Raw genomic sequence first — 24,554 nt, 5'->3', positions numbered from 1 at the left:
TGTGGCCGCTAGCACCGATCGGGAGGTGTCCGGTGGCAATCGTTAATCCATCCCATGACGGAACGCTGGGATACGCTCTGGGCGTGAGCGAACGACCCTCCGACGGCGGAGACCGCGCCAAAGACGCGAACCGCACGGACGGACTGGGGACCGATCGCAACCGCTCGCGTGACACGGGCGGGAACCGGGGGCGCGACCAACCGCGTATCGACCCGGATGTGGTCATCCCGCTGATCCCCGCAGAACTTTCCGAGGACCCGGAGGACCCGGACGAGCTCGACGGGCAGCCGCGTCGCCGCGGCCGCTTCCCGGGCCAGCTCTCGGCCCTGGTCAATGCCGCCAATCAGCGCGGCGACATCATCGGCGCGATCCGCAAGGCGCGCGAGAATCTGCCCGGCGACCCGGGTTTCGGCGATCCGCTCTCGGTCTCCGGACCGGGCGGGGTGCGCGCGGTGGCCCGTGCGGCGGACAAGCTGGTCGGCGATTCGCCCAGCGCCGCACGCGAATTGGGGCTGGGCGCGCTGCAGGTCTGGCAGGCCATGCTGGAGCGGGTCGGCAAGGGCCGCGGCAGCGACGAGATCACCATCATGTTCACCGATCTGGTGGCCTTCTCCAGCTGGTCGCTGGCGGCGGGGGACGAGGTGACCCTGGACCTGCTGCGCCGGGTGGCCAAGGCCATCGAGCCGCCGATCGTGGATCGGGGCGGTCAGGTGGTCAAGCGCATGGGCGACGGTGTGATGGCCGTCTTCCCGTCCGCGGACCGGGCCGTGCGGGCCGCCATCGCCGCCAAGGAGAACCTGTCGGCCGTATCGGTGGACGGCTATCGCCCGCAGATGCGCCTGGGCCTGCACACCGGCAGCCCCCGTGAGATCGGCGGCGACTGGCTCGGCATCGACGTGAATATCGCGGCCCGCGTCATGGAAGCGGGCGGCAACGGCAACACCATGCTCTCGGGCGCCACCCTGGACGCTCTGCAGCCGGAGACCCTGGAAGAACTCGGCCTGGGCGTGAAGCCCTACCGCCGCAGCTTCTTCGCAGCCCCGCTCAGTGGAGTCCCCGAAGACTTGCGCATCTTCCGCCTCGAAGCCGAGTGAAGACGAGAGCCCGAGGGTTCAGTTACTCATCCACAGGATCGCGCCCACTGCTGCGAGCACGCCACAGACGGCGAGTGCCACGGCCAGTGGGCGCGAGGTCTTGAACAGCGAGTACGCGCCGCCGAAGAGGAATCCGGCGAGGGCGAGCAGGATGAGCGCGCTGACGTCTGTGGACACCCGTTCAGTCTGCCTGACGGTTGCCGGCGCCCCGGTACCCGGCCCTGACCGGGCCTTTCCGTAAATAACAAGCACGCGGGCTTGATTTTTTCCGTCCCTGATGTGACCCTGTAACCGACCGCAGCACCGAGGCTGCGCCGGCTTCGGGCGCACACAGGGAGGCCCTTCATGAGTCAGCTCGCCGACACTCCGGATCTCATCCGGATCGGCAACTGTTCCGGGTTCTACGGCGATCGCATGAGCGCCATGCGGGAGATGCTCGAGGGCGGTCAGCTCGACGTGCTCACCGGCGACTATCTGGCCGAGCTCACCATGCTCATCCTGGGTCGCGACCGCATGAAGGACGCCAACCTGGGCTACGCCAAAACCTTTGTGCGGCAACTGGAGGACAGCCTCGGGCTGGCCCTGGAGTCGGGCGTGAAGATCGTCGCCAACGCGGGCGGCCTCAACCCGGCGGGCCTGGCGCAGCGGGTGCGCGAGGTCGCCGAAAAGCTCGGTCTCGCACCGAAGGTCGCGTATGTGACCGGTGACGATCTGCTCGCCCGCGCCGGTGAACTGGGCCTGGGCGCACCGTTGACCGCCAACGCCTACCTGGGCGCGTGGGGCATCGCCGAATGCCTGACCGCGGGCGCGGACATCGTGGTGACCGGCCGGGTCACCGACGCCTCCGTGGTGGTCGGCCCGGCGGCCGCGCACTTCGGCTGGGCCCGAACCGATTACGACGCCCTGGCGGGCGCGGTGGTGGCGGGTCACGTCATCGAGTGCAGCACCCAGGCCACCGGCGGCAATTTCGCCTTCTTCACCGAGATCGCGGATCTGGGCCGCCCCGGCTTCCCGATCGCCGAGGTGCGCCGCGACGGCAGCAGTGTCATCACCAAGCACGAGGGCACCGGCGGCGCGGTCACCGTGGACACGGTGAAGGCGCAGCTCATGTACGAGATCCAGAGCGCGCGCTACGCGGGCCCGGACGTCACCACCCGCCTGGACAGCATCCAGGTGAGCCAGGAGGCCCCGGATCGGGTGCTGATCAGCGGCGTGACCGGCGAGGCCCCGCCGTCGCAGACCAAGGTGTCCACCAACACCATCGGCGGCTTCCGCAATGAAATGCAGTTCATCCTCACCGGTTTGGACATCGAGGCCAAAGCGGCGCTGGCGCAGCGTCAGCTGGAGTCGTGGCTGACGGTGCGTCCCGCCGAACTGGACTGGACGCTGGCGCGGCTGGACCGCCCCGACGCCGCCACCGAGGAGCAGGCCAGCGCCCTGCTGCGCTGTGTCGTGCGCGATCCCGACCCGAACAAGGTGGGTCGCGCGTTCTCCAGTGTCGCGGTGGAATTGGCGCTCGCCAGCTTCCCCGGCTTCTCGCTGACGGCGCCTCCCGGCAATGGCGGACCCTACGGCGTGTTCAAGCCGGGGTACGTGGACTCCAAGGAGATTCCGCACACCGCCGTGCTGCCGGACGGCTCCGAGGTGGCGGTCGCCCCGGCGGGGGAGACCCTGGAGCTGGACGTGGTCGCGGAACCGGAACTGCCGCAGCCGCTTCCGTCCGGCGAGACCCGGCGCGGCCCCTTGGGCTCGATCGCCCTGGCCCGCAGCGGAGACAAGGGCGGCAATGCCAATATCGGCGTCTGGGTGCGCACCGACGAGCAGTGGCGCTGGCTGGTCCACGCCCTGACCGTCGAGGAACTGCGCCGCCTGCTGCCCGAGACCGCCGACCTGCCCGTCACCCGGCACGTGCTGCCGAATCTGCGGGCGCTGAACTTCATCGTCGAGGGCCTGCTGGGCGAGGGCGTGGCGTATCAGGCCCGTTTCGATCCGCAGGCCAAGGGCCTGGGCGAATGGCTGCGCGCGCGGCATCTCGACATCCCGGTGGAGCTGCTGCCATGAGCGGGCACACGGACGAATCAGTGGACACCACACGGCATTCCGGCCGTGCGAAGGGGAGTGAGGCGGTATGAGCGCCCAATATGTGAACCCGTGGCAGACGCCCGAGCGCCGCGAATTGCGCGCCACCGTGCGCGGTTTCGCCGAACGTGAGGTGCTGCCCTACCTGGATCAGTGGGAGCGCGACGGCGAGATTCCGCGCGAGCTGCACAAGAAGGCGGGCGCGCTGGGTCTGCTGGGCATCCAGTTCCCCGAGTCCGCGGGCGGTTCCGGCGGTGACGCCATCGACGCCGCCATCGTGGCCGAGGAGATGCACTACGCGGGCTGCTCGGGCGGCCTGTTCGCGTCCCTGTTCACCTGCGGTATCGCGGTGCCGCACATCATCGCCTCCGGCAATGCCGAGCACATCGAGCGCTGGGTGCGGCCGACGCTGGCGGGGGAGAAGATCGGCTCGCTGGCCATCACCGAGCCGGGCGGCGGTTCCGATGTCGGGCACCTGCGCACCGCCGCGGTGCGCGACGGCGACGACTACATCGTGAACGGCTCCAAGACCTTCATCACCTCCGGTGTGCGCGCCGACTACGTGGTGACCGCGGTCCGCACCGGCGGTCCGGGCGCGGCGGGTGTGTCGCTGCTGGCGGTGGAGAAGGGCACGCCCGGTTTCACGGTCAGCCGCAAGCTGGAGAAGATGGGCTGGCTGGCCTCCGACACCGCCGAGCTGTCGTATGTCGACGTGCGGGTGCCCGCCTCGAACCTGGTCGGTCCGGAGAACAGCGGATTCGCGCAGATCGCAAACGCTTTCGTGAGCGAGCGGGTGGGCCTGGCCGTGCAGGCGTACGGGCACGCGCAGCGCTGCCTGGACCTGACCCTGCGGTGGACCCGCGACCGGGAGACCTTCGGCCGCCCGCTGATCAGCCGCCAGGCCGTGCAGAACACGCTGTCGGAGATGGCCCGCCGCATCGACGTGGCCCGCGTCTACACCCACGTGCTGGCCGAACGCGCCGCGCAGGGGGAGACCGACCTGATCGCGGAGGTCTGCTTCGCCAAGAACACCGCGGTGGAGACCGCCGAATGGGTTGCCCACCAGGCGGTTCAGCTGTTCGGCGGCCTCGGCTACATGCGCGAGTCCGAGGTCGAGCGGCATTACCGCGATGTCCGCATCCTCGGCATCGGCGGCGGCACCAATGAGATTCTGACCAGCCTCGCGGCCAAGCGATTGGGGTTCCAGTCTTGAGTATTCTGCGCACATCCGTGGACCCGAATTCGGCGGACTACCAGGCGGCCGCCGAGGCGATGACCGCCAAGCTCGCCGAGGTCGAGGTCGAGTACGCCAAGAACATCGCGGGCGGCGGCCCGGACAAGATGGCGCGGCATCGCAAGCGCGGCAAGCTGACCGCGCGCGAACGCATCGAACTGCTCATCGACGAGGATTCGCCGTTCCTGGAGCTGGCCCCGCTGGCCGCCTGGGGCAGCGACTTCCATGTGGGCGCGAGCGTCATCGCCGGCATCGGCGTGGTCGAGGGCGTCGAGTGCATGATCACCGCGCCGGATCCGACCGTGCGCGGCGGCACCTCCAACCCGTGGACGCTGCGGAAAACCTTGCGCATGAACGACATCGCACTGGAGAATCGGCTGCCGGTGATCGGCCTGGTGGAGTCGGGTGGCGCGGATCTGCCGACGCAGAAAGAGGTCTTCGTCCCCGGCGGCCGCATGTTCCGGGACCTGACCCGGCTGTCGGCGGCCGGAATCCCCACCATCGCACTGGTTTTCGGCAACTCGACGGCCGGTGGCGCGTACATCCCGGGCATGTCCGACTACACGGTCATGATCAAGGAGCGCTCCAAGGTGTTCCTGGGCGGTCCGCCGCTGGTGAAGATGGCCACCGGTGAGGAATCCGACGACGAGTCGCTCGGCGGCGCGGAGATGCACGCCCGCACGTCGGGTCTGGCCGACTACCTGGCCGTGGACGAGCAGGACGCGATCCGCCTGGGCCGCTCCATCGTCAAGCGCCTGAACTGGCAGAAGCAGGGTCCGGCCGCGCGCCCGGTCACCGAGGTGATCGAGCCGCTGCACGACCCGGAGGAACTGCTCGGCATCGTGCCGACCGACCTGAAGATCCCGTTCGACCCGCGCGAGGTCATCGCCCGCGTGGTCGACGGTTCGGACTTCGACGAGTTCAAGCCGCTCTACGGTTCCAGCCTGGTGACCGGCTGGGCGGAGCTGCACGGCTACCCGGTCGGCATTCTCGCCAACGCCCGCGGCGTGCTGTTCTCCGAGGAGTCGCAGAAGGCGACCCAGTTCATCCAGCTGGCCAATCAGAAGAACACGCCGCTGCTGTTCCTGCACAACACCACCGGCTACATGGTCGGCAAGGAGTACGAGCAGAAGGGCATCATCAAGCACGGCGCGATGATGATCAACGCGGTCTCGAACTCGAAGGTGCCGCACATCTCGGTGCTGATGGGCGCGTCCTACGGCGCGGGCCACTACGGCATGTGCGGTCGCGCCTACGACCCGCGTTTCGTCTTCGCCTGGCCGAGCGCCAAATCCGCCGTCATGGGCGGTGCGCAGCTGGCGGGTGTCATCTCGATCGTGGGTCGCGCGGCCAACGAGGCGCGCGGCATCCCGTTCAACGAGGAGGCCGACGCCGGTCTGCGCGCCATGATCGAGGCGCAGATCGAGGCCGAATCGCTGCCCATGTTCATGTCGGGCCGCCTCTACGACGACGGCGTCATCGACCCCCGCGACACCCGCACGGTGTTGGGAATGGCGTTGTCCGCCATTCACAATGCCCCGATCACGGGCGCCGAGGGCTTCGGCGTCTTCCGGATGTGAGGCCAAAAATGACTGCATCGCGAAGCGATTCCCACAGGGGTGGCGGTGGGGCGACGGGTGGGCTCACCAACGTTCTGGTCGCCAATCGTGGCGAGATCGCGCGGCGCGTGTTCGCGACCTGCCGGCGCATGGGTATCGCGACGACCGCGGTCTACTCGGACGCGGACGCCAACTCGCCGCACGTCGCCGAGGCCGATGCGGCAATCCGGTTGCCGGGCAACACTCCTGGCGAGACCTACCTGCGCAGTGAGCTGATCATCGAGGCCGCGCTGGCCGCCGGTGCCGACGCGATCCACCCCGGCTACGGATTCCTCTCCGAGAACGCCGAATTCGCGAAGGCCGTGCAGGCCGCCGGGCTGACGTGGATCGGCCCGCCGGTCGCGGCCATCGAGCAGATGGGCTCCAAGGTGGAGTCCAAGAAGATGATTGACGCCGCCGGTGTCCCGGTGCTGAAGCAGTTGGATCCGGCCGAGGTCACCGCCGACATGCTGCCCGTGCTGATCAAGGCGTCCGCCGGTGGTGGCGGTCGCGGTATGCGTGTGGTGCGGGAGTTGTCCGAGCTGACCGGTCAGATCGAGGCGGCGCAGCGGGAAGCCCAGTCCGCCTTCGGCGATCCGACCGTCTTCTGCGAGCGCTACCTGGAGACCGGCCGCCACATCGAGGTGCAGGTCATGGCCGACACCCACGGCACCGTGTGGGCGGTCGGCGAGCGCGAGTGCTCGATCCAGCGCCGTCACCAGAAGGTCGTCGAGGAAGCCCCGTCGCCGCTCGTCGAGAAGATCGACGGGATGCGGGCCCGTCTGTTCGAGGCGGCCCGGCTGGCGTCGGAGGCCATCGGCTACGAGGGCGCGGGCACCGTCGAATTCCTCGCCGACGAGAAGGGCGACTTCTTCTTCCTGGAGATGAACACCCGTCTCCAGGTGGAGCATCCGGTCACCGAGCAGGTCACCGGCCTGGACCTGGTGCGGCTGCAGTTGCAGGTGGCCGCCGGTCGCCCGCTGCCTGCCCGGCAGCCGGAGATGCGCGGCCACTCCATCGAGGTGCGGCTCTACGCGGAGGACCCGGCCCACGACTGGCAGCCGCAGTCCGGTGCCGTGCACCGCCTCGACATCCCCGGCACCCTGGGTGAATTCACCGTGCTGACCGAGCCGGGCGTGCGCCTGGACACCGGCATCGTGGACGGCTCGGTGGTGGGCGTGCACTACGACCCCATGCTGTCGAAGGTCATCTCCTTCGCCGAGACCCGCGACGAGGCCGCCCACCTGCTGGCTTCCGCCTTGCAGCGGGCCAAGATCCACGGCCTGGTCACCAATCGCGATCTGCTGGTGCGGGTGCTGCGGCATCCGGCGTTCCTGGCCGGGGACACCGACACCGCCTTCTTCGCCACCCACGATCTGGGGAAGCTGTCCGCGCCACTGGTTTCCGAGGCGGACGAGCAGCTGTCCATCGTGGCCGCGGCGCTCGCCGACGCCGCCGCCAACCGGCGTACGGCGCGGATCGGCGGCGGTCTGCCCAGCGGCTGGCGCAACCTGCCGTCGCAGGCGCAGTCCAAGTCCTATGAGTCCCGGCTGACCGGACGCCACGACGTGCGCTACCGGATCACCCGCTCCGGCCTGGAGGCCGAGGGCCACCAGGGCCTCGAATTGCTGGAGGCCACACCGGATCTGGTGATTCTCCAGGTGCCCGGCGAGCGCGGCCCGGTGCGCCGCCGCTTCGAGATCGCCCGCTACGGCGATCTGGTGACGGTGGACTCCCCGCTCGGCCCGGTGGCGGTGCGCCGGCTGCCGCGCTTCGAGGATCCCGCCGACCAGGTGGCCGAGGGCTCGCTGCTGGCCCCGATGCCGGGTGCGGTCATCCGCCTGGGCGCGGCCGCGGGTGACCGGGTCGAGAAGGGCCAGCCGATCCTCTGGCTGGAGGCCATGAAGATGGAGCACACCATCGCCGCCCCCGCCGCGGGCGTGCTCACCGAATTGAACGTTTCCGCCGGCCAGCAGGTCGAAGTCGGCACGGTGCTCGCCGTCGTCCACAGCGAAGATCAGGAGTAGGCAATGGGTTTCATCGAGACCGACGAACAGAAGGCACTGCGGGCGGCGGTGGCCAAGCTGGCCGCCAAGTACAACTTCCGCGACTACGCCGGGCCCAAGGCCCGCAAGGGCGAGCCGTTCGACGAGCTGTGGGACGAGGCCGGCAAGCTCGGCTTCCTGGGTGTGAACCTGCCCGAGGAGTACGGCGGCGGTGGCGCGGGCATCTACGAACTCGCCCTCGTCCAGGAGGAATTGGCGGCGCAGGGCTGCGGCCTGCTGCTCATGGTGGTCTCGCCCGCCATCTGCGGCACCATCATCACCAAGTACGGCACCGAGGCGCAGAAGCAGGAGTGGCTGACCAAGCTGGCCGACGGTAGCGGCAAGATGGTCTTCGGCATCACCGAGCCGGACGCGGGCTCCAACTCGCACAAGATCACCACCACGGCCCGCCGCGACGGCGAGGACTGGATCCTCAACGGCCGCAAGATCTTCATCTCCGGCGTGGACCAGGCCGAGGCCGTGCTCATCGTGGCCCGCACCGAGAACGCCAAGACCGGCAACCTGCAGCCCGCCCTGTTCATCGTCCCGGTCGACGCCCCCGGCTTCGTGAAGACGAAGCAGGAGATGGACATCATCGAGCCGGACAACCAGTTCACGCTGTTCCTCGATGACGTCCGGCTTCCGGCGACCGCGCTGGTCGGCCAGGAGGACGCGGCCATCGCGCAGCTGTTCGCGGGCCTGAACCCGGAGCGCATCATGGGCGCGGCCATGGCGGTCGGCATGGGCCGCTACGCCATCGACCGGGCGGTCTCCTACGCCAAGGAGCGCGCGGTGTGGAAGGGCGTGCCGATCGGCGCGCACCAGGGCATCTCGCACCCGCTGGCCCAGGTCAAGATCGAGCTCGAGCTCGCCAAGGTGATGATGCAGAAGGCGGCGTTCCTCTACGACGCCGGTGACGACTTCGGCGCCGCCGAGGCCGCCAATATGGCGAAATACGCTGCGGCCGAGGCCAGTATCAAGGCGCTCGACCAGGCCATCCAGACCCACGGCGGCTCCGGCCTGACCGCCGATGTGGGCCTGGCGGGCATGCTGGCCGCCTCCCGCATCGCACGCGTGGCGCCGGTCAGCCGCGAGATGATCCTCAATTTCGTGTCGCAGCACTCGCTGGGCCTGCCCCGGTCCTACTGACCGCGGCGACGAGTGGCGGTGTGCGCGCGGCCACCGCTACTCGTCCCGCTTTTCCGTAAGTCACTCAGCAGCAGGAGTATTCGATGACCGACACAGCCGGTGCCACCGCGGACGCGCCGTTCGTGCGCTACGAGGTGAGCGACGGGTTCGCGGAACTGACCCTGGATTCGCCGCACAATCGCAATGCCCTGTCCTCGCGGCTGGTGACCGAACTGCTCGCCGGCCTGGAACGGGCCGCCGCCGACGACGCGGTGCGCGGCGTGGTGCTCACCCACACCGGCAATACCTTCTGCGCCGGAGCCGATCTCAAGGAGGCGGTGGACGCCGATCCGGCGGCCGCCGCCGAGATCCGCACGCAGTGGATGATCTCGGTGCTGCGCAATATCCTGGCCATGCCCAAACCCGTGGTGGCGCAGGTGAACGGCAATGTGCGCGCGGGCGGCATGGGCATCGTCGGCGCGTGCGACCTGGCCGTCGCGGGCCGCGACAGCAGTTTCGGCCTCACCGAGGTACGGATCGGCCTGGCCCCGTTCATGATCTCCCTGACTCTGCTGCCGCGCATGTCCGCCCGCGCGGCCGCCCGCTACTTCTCCACCGGCGAGACCTTCGACGCCGCCGAGGCCGAGCGCAACGGCCTGATCACCGTGGCCGCCGACGACCCCGCCGCCGAGGTGGCCCGCCTGCGCGCCGAACTCCGCAAGGGCTCCCCCCAGGGCCTGGCCGAGGCCAAGCGTCTGGTCAACACCGACCTGCTCGAGGTCTTCGACCAGCGGGCCGAGGAACTGGCCAAACGCTCCGCGAGCTACTTCGGCACCCCCGAGGTGATCGAGGGCATGACGGCCTTCCTGCAGCGCCGTCCACCGAGCTGGGCACAATAGGTCACCATGGCGACACCCCACGAACCCAAGCAGGACCGCAGCCGGGCCACCCGGCAGCGGCTGCTGGAGGCGACCATCGACTGCCTGTCCCAGATGGGCTGGGCAGCCGCCACGGTCGCCGTCGTCGCCGAACGCGCCGGGGTGTCGCGCGGTGCCGCCCAGCATCATTTCCCCACCCGTGAGGATCTGATCACCGCCGCCCTCGAGTACATGTTCGAAACCCGGATGGCCCAGGCCAAGGCGGACGCCCTGGCGGTCGCCGAGGTCGCGCGGGGCGTCGCCCGCACCGAGGCCGTGGTCGCGGGCTTGGTCGAGTCCTACACCGCCCCCATCTTCAAAGCGGCCCTCCAGGTCTGGACCCACGCCGCCGCCGACCCGGTCCTCCGCGAACGCATCGTCCCCATGGAAGCCCGCTTCGGCCGCATCTCCCACCGCATGGCCATCGAAGCCCTGGGTGTGGACGACACCGATCCGGTGACCCACCACTTGGTCCAGGCCACCCTCGACCTGGCCCGCGGCCTCGGCCTCGCCGACGTCCTGACCGATGACTCCCTGCGCCGCAAGGAAATCGTCCAGCAGTGGGCCGCCACCCTCCACACCGCCCTCGAAGCAGCCCGCTGACCTCCCGGCCAGCGGGTGCCGAGGCGGCGCGGCTCCGGTCAGCCGGCGATCAGATAGCTGTGGACCGGTTCGAACGAGATGCGGGGCTCGCTGGTTATTCCAGCTTTTTGGAGCGCCGGGGCCAGTCGTTCGTTGGCGAAGCGCTGGAAATCTTCGGGGGAGCTCCAGACGTCGGTGACGCGGAGCCCCCTGTCCGTGGTGGTCGCCCAGTGGAACAGGCCACCCGTAGCCATGGGGCCGCCCGGCGCGAATCCCAAGATCTCGAGAATCGAGTCGTACTCCTCAACCGTTGTGTCGTCGAGTTCGACGATGACGGCGACGGCCATGATGATCTCCTTTCGCGGTAGCGGCCCGACGCGGGTGTCAGGCCCTGGGTCGAGCGTAGATCCGGCCCAGCTGGACTTTCGCCGAATAGAAGGAAGCGGGCGGACGCGCCGGATGGCACGCCTGACATCCGCTGTCGCGGCCACACCGATGACTTTCCGGTCGATTCGTCGTCGGTATATCGGGGGTGATCCGACAGACAGGAGTTCGGCATGACGGGACCGATTCGGAGGGGCGTGACCTCGGTGCGGGCCAACGGTGTGGACCTCGGCATCGAGGGCTTCGGCCGGGCGGACGATCCCCTCGTCTTGCTGGTCGGCAGCCCGACGATGCTGTCCTGGCCCGACGAGTTGTGTGAGCGGCTCGCATCGGCCGGTCGGCACGTGGTCCGCTACGACCTGCGCGACTCCGGCGCGTCGACGACCATCGACCCCGAAAATCTGGGCTACGACCTGCGGGATCTTGTCGCGGATGCGGTTGCGTTGGTCAAGGCGCTCGGTGCCGGGACCGCGCACCTCGGTGGGGTGGGCGTCGGCGGGATGGTCGCTCAGGTCGCCGCGCTGGACCACCCGGACGTCTTCACCGCACTGACCCTGGTCAACACCCGGCCGGTAGCACCGGGTCCGGTCGACGACGACCTGCCCGACCATGACCCCGCAGTGATGGGCGCGTTGTTCGCCCACCCGCTGCCGGACTGGACCGACCGAGGCGCGGTCGCGGAGTTCGCCGCCGTGGGGGCCGCGCTGTTGGGCAACGATCCTGAGGACGCGCGGGCGACCGCTGCCCGAATCTGGGATCGCACGCCGTCGACCGATCCCGCGGTGCACCAGGCGAACCAGCTCGGGATGACGTTCGCCCGCATCGACTGCACCCCGCGCTGGCGGGACCGGCTCGGCCGGCTCGCCGTACCCACGCTCGTGGTGCACGGCCGCGCCAACCCGTTCTTCCCGATCGGCAACGCCGAGGTCCTCGCCGCCGAAATCCCTGGGGCGCAGCTACTGGTCCTCGACGGCGTGGGTACCGCCTTGTCCCGCACCGTGGCCGACCGGACGGCCGCCGCCATGCTCGCCCGATAGCCGCCCCACGTGCGGCTACTCGGCCGGTGGTGTTCGAGGACTGCCCAGGTCAGCGACTGCTGCCGGTGCCGTTGAGCAGCAGGGGGATTCGGGCCGCCATGTCCACCGGGAGGTAGGTCGTGGCGCTGGTGGTCCAGGCTTGACCGGATTGCGCATCGTAGTGGCTGGGCATGGTGATCCCGGCGGGCGCGTAGGCATGCAGTCCGTTGTCGCGAGTCGTGTAAGTCGCGCGCCACAGGTGATCCTTGAACGCGATGACACCGGCGACATCGGTGCCCTGGGAGGTACCACGCAGTGCCGCAACCTTTTTCGCCACACCATCGGTGGACAGGTAGGTGAGCGTGCCATCGGCCTGCTGGTCGGCGGCGATAGCGACGACATCGGTCATGCCGTACTTGCCGCGAAGCACGTCGGCGATGACGGTCTGGGCGTAGACGGGAATGCCGCGGAACCTAGCAGCCCCCATGCGCCCCACAGCCCCTTCCCCCGACCTCGTCCACTCAGCGGGACAACGGTGGCCGGCGGCGGCTCCCTGGGCGGCACCGATCATTGTTTTCGGTATCGGTAGCCCTATCGGTCGCGTGCTGTGGTGCGGGTTGAATGGTTGGCGATTCGCGATAGGCTCGCGTGGACGTATTTCTTGGGGGCGGGAGCTTTTCGTGCCCATCGGAAGTTAGGAAACGGAAGTCGACATGGGCGTTCTCGGGGTTCTCTTCACTCTGCTGTCGCAGGCGTTCGGAATCGTGACCAATGGGTCTGCCTACATGAACAGCCCGCACTGATCAGAAGCCGAAAACTTCTGCCAATTCGATCGATTCGTCGTCCCAGCGGCGTTCGATGCGCTCGCGTTCGATGTCGGGGAGGAACGGGTCCCATCCGGCCCTGCGCCAGAAGGCTTCTCGATGCTCATCGGGGAGGGGATGCGGCTTGCTCATGCGGATTCCCTGGATCGTGACGGCCGTCACAGTCAGTTTATCGGGTTGTGGTGGGGCGCAATGAAGAACCGAGCGCCCGCATCCGGAGGGTGCGGGCGCTCGGTCCTGTCGTGGCGGGGGCAAGCCCGCCGGTCAGTTGGTTTTGGGGGCGGTGAGGTCGTAGAGGGTAATGCCGTCCACTTCCTCGGCGGTGAAGTGGTCCTTCACCCAGGCGGTGATCTGGGAGCTGGTGCCGTTGCCGCCGCGTTCGCCGCCCATCTGGCTGCCCGCGATGAAGTAGTGGATGCGGCCTACCTGGACGTACTCCTGGAACTGGGCGAGGGTGGGGGAGGGGTCGCTGCCGTTGAAGCCGCCGATGGGCATGACCGGGAGTTCCGTCGCCAGCTGGAAGCCGGCCGCCGAGTTCGAGCTGACGGTGGCCGCCACCCAGGTGTACTCGGAGCCGCTCGCCTTCAACAGGTCGGTGACCTTGGCGCTGGGGCGGCTCGCCATCATCATGTTGCCCGCCGCGCCGCCGAATCCCTCAGGCCCGCCGGTGGTTCCGCCCGGGCCGCCGTTCGTGGAACCGCCGTGGTTCATGCCCGCGCCGTGCTGGCTGCCGCCGGGCTGACCGCCCGGAGCGCCGTTGCGCGGGCCGCCATTGCCGCCGTTGCCGGGCGCGAATCCGTTCCCTTCGCCGAAAACGTTGCCGGGGAACCCGTTAGGACGGTCACCGCCGCGCGGTCCACCCGGACCCCAGCCGCCGCGGACCGCCGGACCGGCCGAGGGCATCGGTCCCTGGTGCGCGGTGGCGATCCCGTCCACGGCGTAGGCGGTGGGCGCCGCCAAGCCGAGGATCACCGCGGCCGCCGCGACGGACAATCCGGCCTTGCGGGGCAGGCGGAGGAGCAGTAGCAGCGTGACGGCGATGCCGCCGACCAGGACCGTCCAGCGCAGCCACGGCACGAAGGAGGTGCTGCGGGACAGGATGATCCACGCGGTGGCGGTGGTCAGGCCCATGGCCGCGACCACGGCCGGCCGCACCCAGGGCTGGTCGCGGTGCCGCCAGGCGAGCACCGAGCCCGCGCCGATCAGCGCGGCCACACCGGGAGCCAGCGCCACCGTGTAGTACGGGTGGAAGATGCCCTTCATGAAGCTGAACACCAGTCCGGTGCCGACCAGCCAGCCGCCGAACAGGATGAGTGTGGCGCGTTGCGGATCGGTGCGGGTCAGCATGCCGCGCAAGACGATTCCGGTCACGAGCAGTACCAGCGCCGCCGGGATGAGCCAGGCGATCTGACCCGCCTGCTGCGGCTCGAACAGTCGCCCGATGCCGGGCGTGCCCCACATGCCGCCCCCGCCGTTCGGCATGTCGCCGCCGAAACCGCCGACGCTCCCGCGCTCCTCACCGTTCAACCGGCCCAGGCCGTTGTAGCCGAGGGTCAGTTCGATGATCGAATTATGCTGCGAGCCACCGAAGTACGGCCGGTCCGCGGCGGGCCACAGCTCGGCGAGCAGCACCCACCAGCCCGCACCGGCGACCATGGCCGCGCCGGCCGCGACCAGTTGCGCGATCCGCTTGCCCAGCGCGGGCGGCCCGGCGATCAGGTAGGTCAGCGCCAGCGCGGGCACCACCAGCAGCACCTGCAATTGTTTGGCCAGGAAGCCCAATCCGATGAACGCGCCGGTCAGCACCAGCCAGCGCCACCGTCCATCGGCGACCGCGCGGGTCATCGCCCAGGCCGCCGCCAGCATGAGGAATACCAGCATCGCGTCGGGGTTGTTGAAGCGGAACATCACGGCCGCGATGGGAGTCAGCGCGAGCGCCAGCCCCGCCAGCAGTCCGGCGGTCGCCCCGAAGTTCCGGCGCACGATCGCCCACAGCAACGCCACCGACGCCACGCCGAGCAGCGCCTGCGGCAGCAGCATGCTCCAGCTGTGCAGTCCGAAGATCCGCACCGAGATCTCCATGGGCCACAGCGACAGCGGCGTCTTGTCCACGGTGATCGAGTTGGCCGCGTCGGAGGAACCGAAGAAGAACGCCTTCCACGACACCGAACCCGCCTGCACCGCGGCCGAATAGAAGGAGTTGGCCCAGCCGTTGGCGGACAGGTTCCACAGGTAGGCGACGGCCGTGCCGACCAGCAGGGCGGCCAGGGCCAGGTACTCCCGGCGGTCGCCGCGCGCCACGGGCGGCTCGACCGGGGGCGGGGCGACCCGGGTCTCGGTCAGCGTCGCGGTCATCGGTCGCCTCCTCGGCTGTTTCGATCGGTCCGGGGATCGTCGGGGATGGTCCAGAACGGCAGTTCGCCGTGTTCGGGGCGGTGACGGTACGGGAAGTCGACGGCGGCGAGCCGGAAATCGTCCGGAAGTCCTTGCTGCGCACGGGAGAAGGAGGTCAACGCGTCACCTCGGGCATGGCGTGCTTCCCGGCATTGCGGAACACCCAGCGCAGTCCGACGAACCGCAGCAGCGTGGCGACCAGGTTGGCCACAACCAGCACCACCAGTTCCAGATGGACGGCCGCATCGGGAGCCCAATGGTGCAAAGCGAACAGTGAGCCGGAGGTCAACGCCAGTCCGACACCGAAGATGGCCAGTCCCTGGAAGTGATGCGACACAGCCTGACTGGATCCGCGCACCCCGAACGTGAAGGCCCGGTTGGCCGCGGTGTTACCGACCGCGGTGATCAGCAGCGCCAGGAAGTTGGCGGCCTGCGCCCCCGTAATCCCTTGCAGCAGTACATAGAGCAGCAGATACGCCAGTGTCGAGGTGACACCCACGATGCCGAACCGCACCAGCTGCCCGACCATCCCCAGCGGTACGCCCTCGACCAGCGGCTCACGCCCGATGGCCGCCCGCAGTTCGTTGATCGGCAGCCGCCCGGTGGTCAGCGCCCGACCCACCCGCCAGATGCCGAGCAGGTCCTTGCGGGCGGTGTCGACGATGTCCACCCGCGAGTCCGGGTCGTCGATCCAGTCCACCGGCACCTCGTGGATGCGCAGCCCGATCTTCTCGGCCAGCACCAGCAGTTCGGTGTCGAAGAACCATTCGCCGTCCTCCACCAGCGGCAGCACCAGTTTGGCCACCTGGGAGCGCATGGCCTTGAACCCGCACTGCGCGTCGGAGAACTTGGCCTGCAACGAGGTCCGCAGGATGAGGTTGTAGCAGCGGGAGATGATCTCGCGCTTGGGTCCGCGGACCACCCGGGACTGGGAGGCCAGCCGGGTGCCGATGGCCACGTCGGAGTGCCCGGACACCAGCGGCGCGACCAGCGGCAGCAGCGCGTTCAGGTCGGTGGAGAGGTCCACGTCCATGTAGGCGACGACCTGCGCGTCGGACGCCTGCCACACCTCGCGCAGCGCCCGGCCGCGGCCCTTGCGGTCCAGGTGCGCCACGCGCACCCCGTCCAGCTGGGCGGCCAGCTGCCGCGCCACCGTGAGGGTGGAATCGGTGGAAGCGTTGTCGGCGATGGTGATTCGCGCCGTGAACGGGAAGTTCAGGGTCAGGAAGGCGTGTAGCCGGCGCACGCAGGGGCCGAGGTCGACCTCTTCGTTGTAGACGGGAACGACCACGTCCACGACGGGCGCGGTCACTGCTGCAGTGGGTTCCGCCGCCCGGACGGCGGTCACGGTGTCGTTCATGGTGACCAATCTCGATCACCAGACTCACATCAGTCTGCGCCCTGCCTGGGAGGTTCCTGGGAGCGGGATTCCGCCGAGTGGCGAGCTCAGACGTGCAGCCGCCACAGCGGCGACACCGGTCCGTGCCCCGCGCCCAGGTCGTAGGAGGCTTCCAGGCAGCGGAAGGTCCACTCCTTGGCGAAGGCGACCGCGTCGGGCACCGAGTACCCGTGGGCGAGCGCGCAGCAGATGGCCGCGGCCAGGGTGTCGCCGCCGCCGTGGTCGTTGCCGGTGGTCAGCCGCCGGGCCGGGAGTTCGTGGAAGGTGTCGCCGTCGAAGAGCAGGTCGGTGGACTGCTCGGAGGTGCGCAGGTGCCCGCCCTTGACGATGGCCCACTGCGGGCCGAGGGCGATCAGCGCCTCGGCGGCCTTGCGCGCGGACCCGTCGTCGACCACCTCGATGCCGGTGATGAGCCGGACCTCGTCCAGGTTCGGCGTGACGACGGTGGCCAGTGGAATCAGCGTGTGCCGCACCGCGTCCAGTGCCTCGGCGTGCAGCAGCGCGTCGCCGTGCATGGAGGCCGCGACCGGATCCACGACCAGGGGGATGCCGCCTTGCCGCCCGATGCCGACCTCGCGGCACACCTCGGCGACCGCCTCGATGATGGCGGTGGAGGCCAGCATGCCGGTCTTGGCCGCCCCGATCCCGATGTCGCCGACCACGGTTCGCACCTGGTCGGCGACGATCTGCGGCGGGATCTCGTGGAACCCGCTGACGCCCAGGGTGTTCTGCACGGTCACCGCGGCGACGGCCACGCACGCGTGCACGCCGCACAGGGCCATGGTGCGGGAGTCGGCCTGGATGCCCGCGCCGCCGCCGGAGTCGGTGCCCGCGATGGTGAGGGCGCGAACCGGGGTGGTGCCATTCGGGGCAAGCGGTAGGAACTGCACGTCACAGACCCTACCGATACCCCCGCGGACCTCGTCTTCCCGTCCTCCGAGGCCGGTCGTTCGCCGCCCGGAAATTCCTTCCGAATGAAATGATCAAAACTAAAACACGTTCTAGTCAGACCATGCATACTGGCGGCGTTTAGTTCGGATTGTCCGGTTCCGTCGATGTGACCGGGCGTAAGGAGTCCCTGTGAACCATTCGTCCAAGCGGCTCGCCGTCGTGCCTGTCACCGGCGCGGCCATGCTCGCCGGGGTGCTGCTCACCCCGGGTACAGCGAGCGCCGGCGACACCAGCTTCACCAGCTCGTGTCAGGCGAAATCGATCATCACGGTCGACAAGTCCGTCGCCGCCACCATGAGCGTCACCGCGCCCGCCTCGGTCGCGGCGGGGGAGACCTTCACCTATCGCATCCAGCCCAACGCGTCCTCGTACCCGGACAAGGACTCCGGCGCGACCACCACCAACCTGTCGCGCATCAAGTACGACTACGCGATTCCCGACAACACGACCTTCGTCAGCGCGGCGATCGTGCCGGGCACCGCCGTCAATATCGACAATGTGGCCCCGAACGTGCTGCGCGTCAACGACTCCGGCGCCGTCGACAACGCCGGTGGCATCCTGCGGCTGTCGGGCAATAACGAGGTCGTCGGCAACAGCCCGACCAGTAGCACCAATTCCGAGGGCGGCATTCGCGCGCCGAAGCTGAAGAAGAACCTCGACGGCACCGCCAACTCCGCGGGCGAATCCTGGTACCGGCTGCCCGCCGTCGACGTCACCGTCACGGCCGTCGCGGCCGGCGTGATCACCCCGAAGGTGCGGACCGCGGGCAGCGCCGCCAGCTACGGCAACGACCAGAACTTCAGCACCTCGCTGGCCAAGGCCTCGCTGCTCGGCACCCAGTGGGCCCCGACCCGCTGCATTCCCAGCGACGACAAGAGCACCCTCAACGCGGGCGCGGGCCCGCTGGCCACCATCACCGTCACCGGGCCGGTCAACAACTCCACCACGACCACCCTGACCGCTCCGGCGACCGCGACCATCGGCCAGGCGGTCACCTTGAGCGCCACGGTGGCCCCGGCCGCCGCCACCGGCACCGTCCAGTTCAAGGACGGCGACGCCAATCTCGGTGCGGCCGTTCCGCTGAACAACGGCACGGCGACCCTCTCGCAGACCTTCACCACCGCGGGCGCGCATTCGATCACCGCCGTCTACAGCGGTGACTCGAAGAACCAGCCGTCGACGTCGGCGGCCTCGGTCGTCTCGGTCACCGCCGCGATCGTCGACACCACCACCACGATGAATGTCCCGAGCACCGCGACGACCGGTCAGGCGACGGATCTGTGGGCGACCGTGAACGCTCCCGGCAATGTGCCCGCCGTGGGCGGCACCGTGCAGTTCAAGGACGGCGGCGCCGACATCGGCGGCCCGATCGCTCTCGCCTCCGGCGGCGCGAAGCTGACCTACACCTTCAATGCCGCGGGCGCCCACGCGATTTCGGCGGTCTACTCGGGTGCGGAGGGCTTCAACCCGTCGACCGGCGCGGCCGCGACCGTGACGGTCAGCGATCCGGCTCCCGTCGAGTTGAACACCACGACCACCCTGACGGTTCCGGCCTCGGCCACCAAGGGGGACGCGGTGGCCTTCACCGCCGAGGTCAAGACCGAGGCCGGTGCGGCCGTCACCTCGGGCACCGTCCGATTCATGGACGGCGGCACCCCGATCGGCGACGCGGTGACCGTGGTCAATGGCAAGGCGACCCTGCAGTACACCGTCGGCCAGACCGGCAACCGGGTCATCACCGCGGTCTACACCGGCGGCACCGGGTACAAGGGCTCGACCTCCGCGCCCTCGACCCTGAACGTCAAGGACGCCACCACGCCCGGCGGGGGCGGCGGTTCCTTCGGCCTGCCCGGTCTGCCCACGGGCTCCCTGGGCAAGTGATCGAACGCTGAGCTGATCGAACACTGAGCTGATCGAACGCCGAACGCCCGGCCGGACTTGTTCCGGCCGGGCGTTTCGCTTTTTTCCGGGCTCCGATACCAAGCTGCAAATGAAAACCGTTACCATTAACGCCATGACTTCCGATCCGCAGACCCAGCCCCTGCCCGTGACCGTGCTGTCCGGCTTCCTCGGCGCGGGTAAGACGACCCTGCTCAACCACATCCTGGCCAATCGGGAGGGTCGCCGGGTGGCGGTCATCGTCAACGACATGAGCGAGGTGAACATCGACGCGGCCCTGGTCGCGGGCCAGGGGCACCTGGACCGGACCGAGGAGAAGCTGGTCGAGCTCACCAACGGCTGCATCTGCTGCACGCTGCGCGAGGACCTCATCGAATCGGTGGGCACGCTCGCCCGCGAGGGGCGCTTCGATCAGCTGGTCATCGAATCCACCGGCATCTCCGAGCCCATGCCGGTGGCCGCCACCTTCGAGTGGGAGTTCGAGGACGGCTTCCGGCTCGGCGAACTCGCGCGACTGGACACCATGGTGACCGTCGTCGACTGCTCCACCTTCCTCGCCGAAGTCGTCAAGGGGCAGGCGCTGGCGGAACGGAATCTCGAGGCGGGTGAGGGCGATGCGCGCACCATCGCCGACCTGCTCATCGAACAGGTCGAGTTCGCGAATGTGCTGGTACTCAACAAGACCGACCTGGTGAGCGCGAACGCGGTGGGCACGGTGGAGGCGACCGTGCGGCGACTGAATCCGGGTGCGCGCATCGTGCGGTCCGCGCGCGGCGTGGTCGATCTCGCCGAGGTGCTCGACACCGGGCGCTACAACCCGGACCTGGCGGCCCAATTCGACGGCTGGACGGAGGAATTGGCGGGCGGGCACACCCCCGAGACCGAGGAGTACGGCATCGGCAGCCTCACCTTCACCGCCGATCGGCCCTTCCATCCGCAGCGTCTCGGCGCGGCCCTCTCCCAGCTGGAACGACTGCTGCGCAGCAAGGGCTTCTTCTGGCTGGCCAGCCGTCCGGATCTGGCGGCGATCTGGTCGCAGGCCGGTCCGAATCTCACGTTCGAGCCGGGCGCGCACTGGGACGCGCTGGATCTGGCTCCGGGACAGGAGATCGTGTTCATCGGTGTGAAGCTCGACCGGCCGCACGTGCGGGACCTGCTGACGGCCGCGCTGCTCACCGACGCCGAGTGGGAAGCCGGGCCGCGGGCGTGGCTGCGGTACCCGGATCCCTTCCCGTCCTGGGGTGACATGCACGAGCACGCCTGACCTGATCAGTGCGAAATGCCCGGCGTACGACGCACATACGAGGTGTCGTCGAGCTGCTCGACCAGGAACCCGGCCACGTCGGCGCGCGAGATCTTCAGCTTCAGACCGGATTCCGTGCCCGGGAAGCCGCGGCGGTAGTCGCCGGTGGCCGGGCCGTCGGTGAAGGCGCTGGGCCGCACGATGGTCCAGTCCAGATCGCTGGCCAGCACGTACTCCTCCTGCCGCACGTGGTCGGCGAAGGCCGGGCGCAGCAGCATGCCGAACATGATGTACTTCCAGACGAAGTTCAGGTTGCCCGCGCTGTCGCCGACGCCGAGCGAGGACTGGCAGATCAGCCGCTTCACCCCGGTCCGGTTCATGGCCTCGATGACGTGGCGGGTGCCCTCGGCGCGCACCACGCCCTTGCGGCCCGCGCCGAGCGCGACGATCACCGCGTCCTGTCCGATGACGGCCCGCTCGACGGCGGCCGGGTCCAGGACGTCACCGGTGACGACCCGCAGTCGCTCGTGGGTGACGGTCAGTTTGGCCGGATCGCGGACCAGGACGGTGACCTGATGTCCGGCCGCGAGGGCCTGGGTGACCGCGTGGCGGCCGACGGTTCCGGTGGCTCCGAAAAGGGCGATGTTCATGTCTCTCACCTCGGGTTATTCGTTGTTGCGAAGGTGAATCAAGTACATCAACGGGAGCCGTCGGGGAACATCGCCGCGCGTCTCGCGAACATGCGGGAGGGTCCAGGCATGCGACGGGCCCGCACCCTGAGGGTGCGGGCCCGTCGCATGCGAATCAGCGCAAACCGGCGAAGAATCCACGGATGTCGGCGACCAGCACGTCGGTCGCCTCGTGCGCGGCGTAGTGCCCGGCGGCGTCATTGGCGCTCGTCGACGTGGACGAATTCACGTCGTACGCATGCCAGCTCACGATGTTCTTGTGATCCCGCTCGGCGAAGCGGCGAATGGACTGGAAGTCACCCTTGAACATGGCCAGCCCGGTGGGCACCGTGGTCGGGCCCTGCGGCTGCTCGGCGTGCGCGTCCTCGTAGTAGAAGCGCAGCGACGACCCGGCGGTGCCGGTCAGCCAGTAGATGGCCGTGTTGCCGATGACGAAGTCATCGTCCAGGCCCTCGCTGAACAGCTGCGCGTTCCAACCCAGCAGGCCCACCGGCGAATCCGCGAGCGCGAACGCGATGGTCTGCGGCTGCTGGCTGTGCAGGGTGTTGAAGGCCATCTTGTTCTCGTAGAACCACTGCAGATGCGCCAGCGCCGCCATGTCCTCCTCGGACAGGTCGGCCATTTCGGCCGGATCGCCGGACGGGAACGAGAACAGTTGCGTCACATGGACTCCGACCACCTGATCGGGGGCGATGCGGCCGATCTCGGGGGAGACCATCGAGCCGCCGTCATTGCCGATCGCGCCGAAACGCTCGTACCCGAGCCGGTTCATCAGCTCCACCCAGGCGCCGGCGGTGCGGTAGCGGCTCCAGCCGGCGGACCGGGTCGGGCCGGAGAAGCCGAAGCCCGGCAGCGAGGGGATGACCACGTGGAAGGCGGGCGCCTCGGCGTCCTCGGGCTCGGTGAGCGGGGTGATCACGTCCAGGTACTCCAGGACCGAGCCGGGCCAGCCGTGGGTGAGGATGACCGGGGTGGCGTCCGCCCGCGAGGACCGCACGTGCAGGAAGTGGATGTCCTCGCCCTCGATCTCGGTCGTGAACTGCGGGTAGGCGTTGAGCTTGGCTTCCAGCGCCCGCCAGTCGAACTCCTCCAGCCAGTACGTCGCCAGCCCGCGCACCCGGTCGTTGGTGACGCCGTAGGCGTCGGCGACGCCGGGGAGCTCGTTCGGCCACAGGGTCTTGCGCAGGCGGTCGGCCAGCTCGTCCAGCTGGGCCTGGGGGACGTCGATGCGGAACGGGCGGATGGCGGTGGTGGGCTGGGTGTTCATCATTCTCTCCTTTATGGAACGGAATGCTTCGTTCTGTTTAAACCATAACGGAACGGATCATTCCGTTCAAGTGGTATTCTCGATTCATGTCGAAAACAGCCGAAAGCACAGCTCAGCGGGCCCTGTCCGGCCGCAAGGCCCAGGCCGCGCGCAATGACGAACTCATCCTGGCCGCCGCCCGCGACGTGTTCCTCGCCGAACCCAAGGCCCCGATCTCGGCCGTCGCCGAGCGTGCGGGCGTCGGCATCAGCGCCCTGTACCGCCGTTATCCGAGCAAGGAGGACCTGCTGCGCACCCTCTGCTACAGCGGGTTGCGTCGCTACAACGCGGAAGCCGAAGCGGCCCTGGAGAATCCGGACGGCTGGGCGGCGCTGGTGGAGTTCCTGCGCAGTGTCGTCGACGCCGACGTCCACTCGCTGGCGGTGCACCTGGCCGGCACCTTCACCGCCGACGACTCGATCCTTCCCGCTGTGCTGCGCAGCGCCGAGCTCAATGACGAACTCCTGCGCCGCGCACGGGAATCCGGCACCTTGCGCCCGGAGGTCACCGTCGCCGATCTGGGCCTGATCCTCGAGGCCTGCGCCGCCGTCACGCTGCCGGATACCGAACGCACCGCCCAGCTGCGCCGCCGGGTGCTGGCCCTGCTCGTCGACGGCCTCACCGCCACCGGCGACCTGCCCGGCCCGCCGCCCGCCCCGGGCGAATTCGCGCACCGCTGGCAGCGTCGTGACCAGTGACCGGTAGTGCCGTGACCAGTGAACGGTAGCGTTGGCGGGGTTCTCGCCGACATTCGTTTGTCCCCGTAATCAATTCGAGGAGTCGCGATGCGCTGGATCCGTCCCCTGTTCGCCCTGCCGCTCGCCGCGGCCGCGCTGTTCGCGGCCACCGGCACCGCCGCCGCCGACCCGGTCACCACCTTCACCCCCGCCTACACCGCCGGATCGGGGGCCTTCCCCTGCTTCGGCCAGATCCAGGCGTTCCACGATCCCCAGAACACCTACTACGGCAAGCAAACCGTCTGGGTGCGCGCCGAATTCACGTTCCTGCCCATCCCGAACCCGGGCTGCGGCGCGACGGCGACCCTGAGCTGGCGCAATCTCGATACCGGCGCCAGCGGCAGCTTCCCGCCGGTTCCGCTGGGCGACGGCACGCCGTTCGGGCCGAGCAACGCGCTGTGGGTGCCGGAGACGCTGCCGACCGGTCCCGGGCGGGTCGAGGTCACCATCGACACCGACCTCCCCCACATCGCGGGCAAGGGCACGTTCTACTCGCCGGAGTGACCCCCGCGGGCGATACACCTGGGTAGCGTTCACGATGATTTCCGTGCTGTCGCTCCGACTACTGGGAGAAACACTCGATTCGGAAGGATCCGCCGTGAATTGGACACTCGAAGTGGTCATCGTCCCGGTGTCGGACGTGGACCGCGCCAAGGACTTCTACGCCCGCAAGCTGGGGTTCCATGTCGACCACGACACCCAGCCGGCGCCGGGGATCCGGATCTGCCAGCTGACGCCGCCGGGGTCGGGGTGCTCGATCGTGATCGGCGAGGGCGCGGTCCCGAAGATGGAGCCGGGCAGCATCAAGGGACTGCAATTGGTGGTCAACGATCTGAAGCGTGCGCACGCCGAACTGGTCGAGCGAGGCGTCGAGGTGAGTGACATCCAGGTGCTGCCGGGGCCGGTCACCGAGGGGGATCCGTTGAACAACAGCGGGTTCGTGTTCTTCGACGACCCGGACGGCAACAGCTGGGCCGTCCAGCAGATCACGAATCGCCCCTGAGACGAGCCGGGGCGGGTAGCTCGAAAGCCACC

General features: G+C 69.0%; 24 protein-coding genes. 14 read left to right on the top strand and 10 right to left on the bottom strand.

Translation table 11 applies throughout. The features are described from left to right. Positions 1-326 precede the first annotated feature (326 nt). Complete coding sequence (locus tag ACQPYY_RS32215; protein ID WP_379103682.1) at positions 327-1,094, top strand: adenylate/guanylate cyclase domain-containing protein; 768 nt, start codon at positions 327-329, stop codon at positions 1,092-1,094. Between the two features lie 18 nt (positions 1,095-1,112). Here ACQPYY_RS32215 and ACQPYY_RS32210 read toward each other — a convergent pair whose 3' ends face one another. Further along, complete coding sequence (locus ACQPYY_RS32210) at positions 1,113-1,271, bottom strand: hypothetical protein (protein WP_357284743.1); 159 nt, start codon at positions 1,269-1,271, stop codon at positions 1,113-1,115. 168 nt (positions 1,272-1,439) lie between these two features. Here ACQPYY_RS32210 and ACQPYY_RS32205 point away from each other — a divergent pair, with 168 nt between their 5' ends. The 7 genes from ACQPYY_RS32205 (at position 1,440) to ACQPYY_RS32175 (ending at position 10,698) form a co-directional block, all read left to right on the top strand. Continuing rightward, positions 1,440-3,155, top strand: a complete 1,716-nt coding sequence (locus ACQPYY_RS32205; RefSeq protein ID WP_433592068.1) for an acyclic terpene utilization AtuA family protein — start codon at positions 1,440-1,442, stop codon at positions 3,153-3,155. Between the two features lie 82 nt (positions 3,156-3,237). Continuing rightward, a complete protein-coding gene (locus tag ACQPYY_RS32200) occupies positions 3,238-4,386 on the top strand; it encodes an acyl-CoA dehydrogenase family protein (RefSeq protein WP_379103680.1) in 1,149 nt (382 codons plus the stop codon). Then, positions 4,383-5,987, top strand: a complete 1,605-nt coding sequence (locus tag ACQPYY_RS32195) for an acyl-CoA carboxylase subunit beta (protein ID WP_433592067.1) — start codon at positions 4,383-4,385, stop codon at positions 5,985-5,987. The genes ACQPYY_RS32200 and ACQPYY_RS32195 overlap by 4 nt, the downstream gene beginning before the upstream one ends. 8 nt (positions 5,988-5,995) lie before the next feature. Beyond that, a complete protein-coding gene (locus tag ACQPYY_RS32190; protein ID WP_433592066.1) occupies positions 5,996-8,032 on the top strand; it encodes an acetyl/propionyl/methylcrotonyl-CoA carboxylase subunit alpha in 2,037 nt (678 codons plus the stop codon). Between the two features lie 3 nt (positions 8,033-8,035). Then, a complete protein-coding gene (locus ACQPYY_RS32185; protein WP_433592065.1) occupies positions 8,036-9,199 on the top strand; it encodes an acyl-CoA dehydrogenase family protein in 1,164 nt (387 codons plus the stop codon). A gap of 83 nt (positions 9,200-9,282) precedes the next feature. After that, on the top strand, positions 9,283-10,077 hold the full coding sequence (locus ACQPYY_RS32180; protein ID WP_433592064.1) for an enoyl-CoA hydratase family protein: 795 nt from the start codon (positions 9,283-9,285) through the stop codon (positions 10,075-10,077). A gap of 6 nt (positions 10,078-10,083) precedes the next feature. Beyond that, positions 10,084-10,698: a TetR/AcrR family transcriptional regulator gene (locus ACQPYY_RS32175; RefSeq protein ID WP_433592063.1), complete on the top strand. Its 615-nt coding sequence runs from the start codon at positions 10,084-10,086 to the stop codon at positions 10,696-10,698. A gap of 38 nt (positions 10,699-10,736) precedes the next feature. Here ACQPYY_RS32175 and ACQPYY_RS32170 read toward each other — a convergent pair whose 3' ends face one another. After that, positions 10,737-11,024 (bottom strand): hypothetical protein, encoded by a 288-nt coding sequence (locus tag ACQPYY_RS32170; RefSeq protein ID WP_379102343.1) that lies wholly within the window; start codon positions 11,022-11,024, stop codon positions 10,737-10,739. 210 nt (positions 11,025-11,234) lie between these two features. Here ACQPYY_RS32170 and ACQPYY_RS32165 point away from each other — a divergent pair, with 210 nt between their 5' ends. Beyond that, entirely contained in the window at positions 11,235-12,098 is an 864-nt protein-coding gene (locus ACQPYY_RS32165; protein ID WP_433592062.1) for an alpha/beta fold hydrolase, read from the top strand. Between the two features lie 49 nt (positions 12,099-12,147). Here ACQPYY_RS32165 and ACQPYY_RS32160 read toward each other — a convergent pair whose 3' ends face one another. From ACQPYY_RS32160 to thiD, 6 genes are all read right to left on the bottom strand, one after another. Then, complete coding sequence (locus ACQPYY_RS32160) at positions 12,148-12,564, bottom strand: hypothetical protein (RefSeq protein ID WP_433592061.1); 417 nt, start codon at positions 12,562-12,564, stop codon at positions 12,148-12,150. A 316-nt stretch (positions 12,565-12,880) separates the two neighbouring features. Continuing rightward, a complete protein-coding gene (locus ACQPYY_RS32155; RefSeq protein WP_379102337.1) occupies positions 12,881-13,033 on the bottom strand; it encodes a hypothetical protein in 153 nt (50 codons plus the stop codon). Between the two features lie 132 nt (positions 13,034-13,165). Beyond that, the gene (locus ACQPYY_RS32150) at positions 13,166-15,256 is read right to left on the bottom strand and encodes a glycosyltransferase family 39 protein (RefSeq protein ID WP_433592060.1); all 2,091 of its coding nucleotides are present in this window, start codon (positions 15,254-15,256) and stop codon (positions 13,166-13,168) included. Beyond that, positions 15,253-15,414, bottom strand: a complete 162-nt coding sequence (locus ACQPYY_RS32145) for a hypothetical protein (RefSeq protein ID WP_433592059.1) — start codon at positions 15,412-15,414, stop codon at positions 15,253-15,255. The genes ACQPYY_RS32150 and ACQPYY_RS32145 overlap by 4 nt, the downstream gene beginning before the upstream one ends. Continuing rightward, positions 15,411-16,655 (bottom strand): glycosyltransferase, encoded by a 1,245-nt coding sequence (locus ACQPYY_RS32140; RefSeq protein WP_379102331.1) that lies wholly within the window; start codon positions 16,653-16,655, stop codon positions 15,411-15,413. Before ACQPYY_RS32140 ends, ACQPYY_RS32145 begins: the two co-directional genes overlap by 4 nt. Positions 16,656-16,741: 86 nt before the next feature. Next, the gene (thiD, locus tag ACQPYY_RS32135; protein ID WP_433592058.1) at positions 16,742-17,584 is read right to left on the bottom strand and encodes a bifunctional hydroxymethylpyrimidine kinase/phosphomethylpyrimidine kinase; all 843 of its coding nucleotides are present in this window, start codon (positions 17,582-17,584) and stop codon (positions 16,742-16,744) included. A gap of 190 nt (positions 17,585-17,774) precedes the next feature. Here thiD and ACQPYY_RS32130 point away from each other — a divergent pair, with 190 nt between their 5' ends. Together ACQPYY_RS32130 and ACQPYY_RS32125 are read left to right on the top strand one after the other, a co-directional pair. Beyond that, positions 17,775-19,526 (top strand): Ig-like domain repeat protein, encoded by a 1,752-nt coding sequence (locus ACQPYY_RS32130; protein ID WP_433592057.1) that lies wholly within the window; start codon positions 17,775-17,777, stop codon positions 19,524-19,526. A 133-nt stretch (positions 19,527-19,659) separates the two neighbouring features. Continuing rightward, entirely contained in the window at positions 19,660-20,808 is a 1,149-nt protein-coding gene (locus tag ACQPYY_RS32125; RefSeq protein ID WP_433592056.1) for a GTP-binding protein, read from the top strand. Between the two features lie 5 nt (positions 20,809-20,813). Here the strand turns inward: ACQPYY_RS32125 and ACQPYY_RS32120 are convergent, their stop codons facing one another. Together ACQPYY_RS32120 and ACQPYY_RS32115 are read right to left on the bottom strand one after the other, a co-directional pair. Continuing rightward, complete coding sequence (locus tag ACQPYY_RS32120; RefSeq protein ID WP_433592055.1) at positions 20,814-21,437, bottom strand: NAD(P)-dependent oxidoreductase; 624 nt, start codon at positions 21,435-21,437, stop codon at positions 20,814-20,816. A 154-nt stretch (positions 21,438-21,591) separates the two neighbouring features. Then, positions 21,592-22,743, bottom strand: a complete 1,152-nt coding sequence (locus tag ACQPYY_RS32115; protein WP_433592054.1) for an epoxide hydrolase family protein — start codon at positions 22,741-22,743, stop codon at positions 21,592-21,594. Positions 22,744-22,829: 86 nt separating this feature from the next. On the opposite strand from ACQPYY_RS32115, the gene ACQPYY_RS32110 reads away from it, so the two are divergent. From ACQPYY_RS32110 to ACQPYY_RS32100, 3 genes are all read left to right on the top strand, one after another. Then, complete coding sequence (locus ACQPYY_RS32110; RefSeq protein ID WP_433592053.1) at positions 22,830-23,480, top strand: TetR/AcrR family transcriptional regulator; 651 nt, start codon at positions 22,830-22,832, stop codon at positions 23,478-23,480. Positions 23,481-23,567: 87 nt separating this feature from the next. Continuing rightward, on the top strand, positions 23,568-24,023 hold the full coding sequence (locus ACQPYY_RS32105) for a hypothetical protein (RefSeq protein WP_357094526.1): 456 nt from the start codon (positions 23,568-23,570) through the stop codon (positions 24,021-24,023). A gap of 94 nt (positions 24,024-24,117) precedes the next feature. Continuing rightward, the gene (locus ACQPYY_RS32100) at positions 24,118-24,522 is read left to right on the top strand and encodes a VOC family protein (protein ID WP_379102316.1); all 405 of its coding nucleotides are present in this window, start codon (positions 24,118-24,120) and stop codon (positions 24,520-24,522) included. Positions 24,523-24,554: the final 32 nt, after the last annotated feature.

The organism is Nocardia sp. CA-145437 (assembly GCF_050956485.1).
GTDB lineage: Bacteria > Actinomycetota > Actinomycetes > Mycobacteriales > Mycobacteriaceae > Nocardia.
Note: the sequence above shows the minus strand (reverse complement) of the source record. Positions and strands in the feature narration are given on the sequence as shown.

Bases quoted from the DNA above. Each gene is read 5' to 3' on its own strand.
- ACQPYY_RS32205 (WP_433592068.1), top strand. From the start codon at position 1,440: ATGAGTCAGCTCGCCGACACTCCGGATCTCATCCGGATCGGCAACTGT.
- ACQPYY_RS32190 (WP_433592066.1), top strand. From the start codon at position 5,996: ATGACTGCATCGCGAAGCGATTCCCACAGGGGTGGCGGTGGGGCGACG.
- ACQPYY_RS32185 (WP_433592065.1), top strand. From the start codon at position 8,036: ATGGGTTTCATCGAGACCGACGAACAGAAGGCACTGCGGGCGGCGGTG.
- ACQPYY_RS32180 (WP_433592064.1), top strand. From the start codon at position 9,283: ATGACCGACACAGCCGGTGCCACCGCGGACGCGCCGTTCGTGCGCTAC.
- ACQPYY_RS32175 (WP_433592063.1), top strand. From the start codon at position 10,084: ATGGCGACACCCCACGAACCCAAGCAGGACCGCAGCCGGGCCACCCGG.
- ACQPYY_RS32170 (WP_379102343.1), bottom strand. From the start codon at position 11,024: ATGGCCGTCGCCGTCATCGTCGAACTCGACGACACAACGGTTGAGGAG.
- ACQPYY_RS32165 (WP_433592062.1), top strand. From the start codon at position 11,235: ATGACGGGACCGATTCGGAGGGGCGTGACCTCGGTGCGGGCCAACGGT.
- ACQPYY_RS32160 (WP_433592061.1), bottom strand. From the start codon at position 12,564: ATGGGGGCTGCTAGGTTCCGCGGCATTCCCGTCTACGCCCAGACCGTC.
- ACQPYY_RS32155 (WP_379102337.1), bottom strand. From the start codon at position 13,033: ATGAGCAAGCCGCATCCCCTCCCCGATGAGCATCGAGAAGCCTTCTGG.
- ACQPYY_RS32150 (WP_433592060.1), bottom strand. From the start codon at position 15,256: ATGACCGCGACGCTGACCGAGACCCGGGTCGCCCCGCCCCCGGTCGAG.
- ACQPYY_RS32140 (WP_379102331.1), bottom strand. From the start codon at position 16,655: ATGAACGACACCGTGACCGCCGTCCGGGCGGCGGAACCCACTGCAGCA.
- ACQPYY_RS32125 (WP_433592056.1), top strand. From the start codon at position 19,660: ATGACTTCCGATCCGCAGACCCAGCCCCTGCCCGTGACCGTGCTGTCC.
- ACQPYY_RS32120 (WP_433592055.1), bottom strand. From the start codon at position 21,437: ATGAACATCGCCCTTTTCGGAGCCACCGGAACCGTCGGCCGCCACGCG.
- ACQPYY_RS32115 (WP_433592054.1), bottom strand. From the start codon at position 22,743: ATGAACACCCAGCCCACCACCGCCATCCGCCCGTTCCGCATCGACGTC.
- ACQPYY_RS32110 (WP_433592053.1), top strand. From the start codon at position 22,830: ATGTCGAAAACAGCCGAAAGCACAGCTCAGCGGGCCCTGTCCGGCCGC.
- ACQPYY_RS32105 (WP_357094526.1), top strand. From the start codon at position 23,568: ATGCGCTGGATCCGTCCCCTGTTCGCCCTGCCGCTCGCCGCGGCCGCG.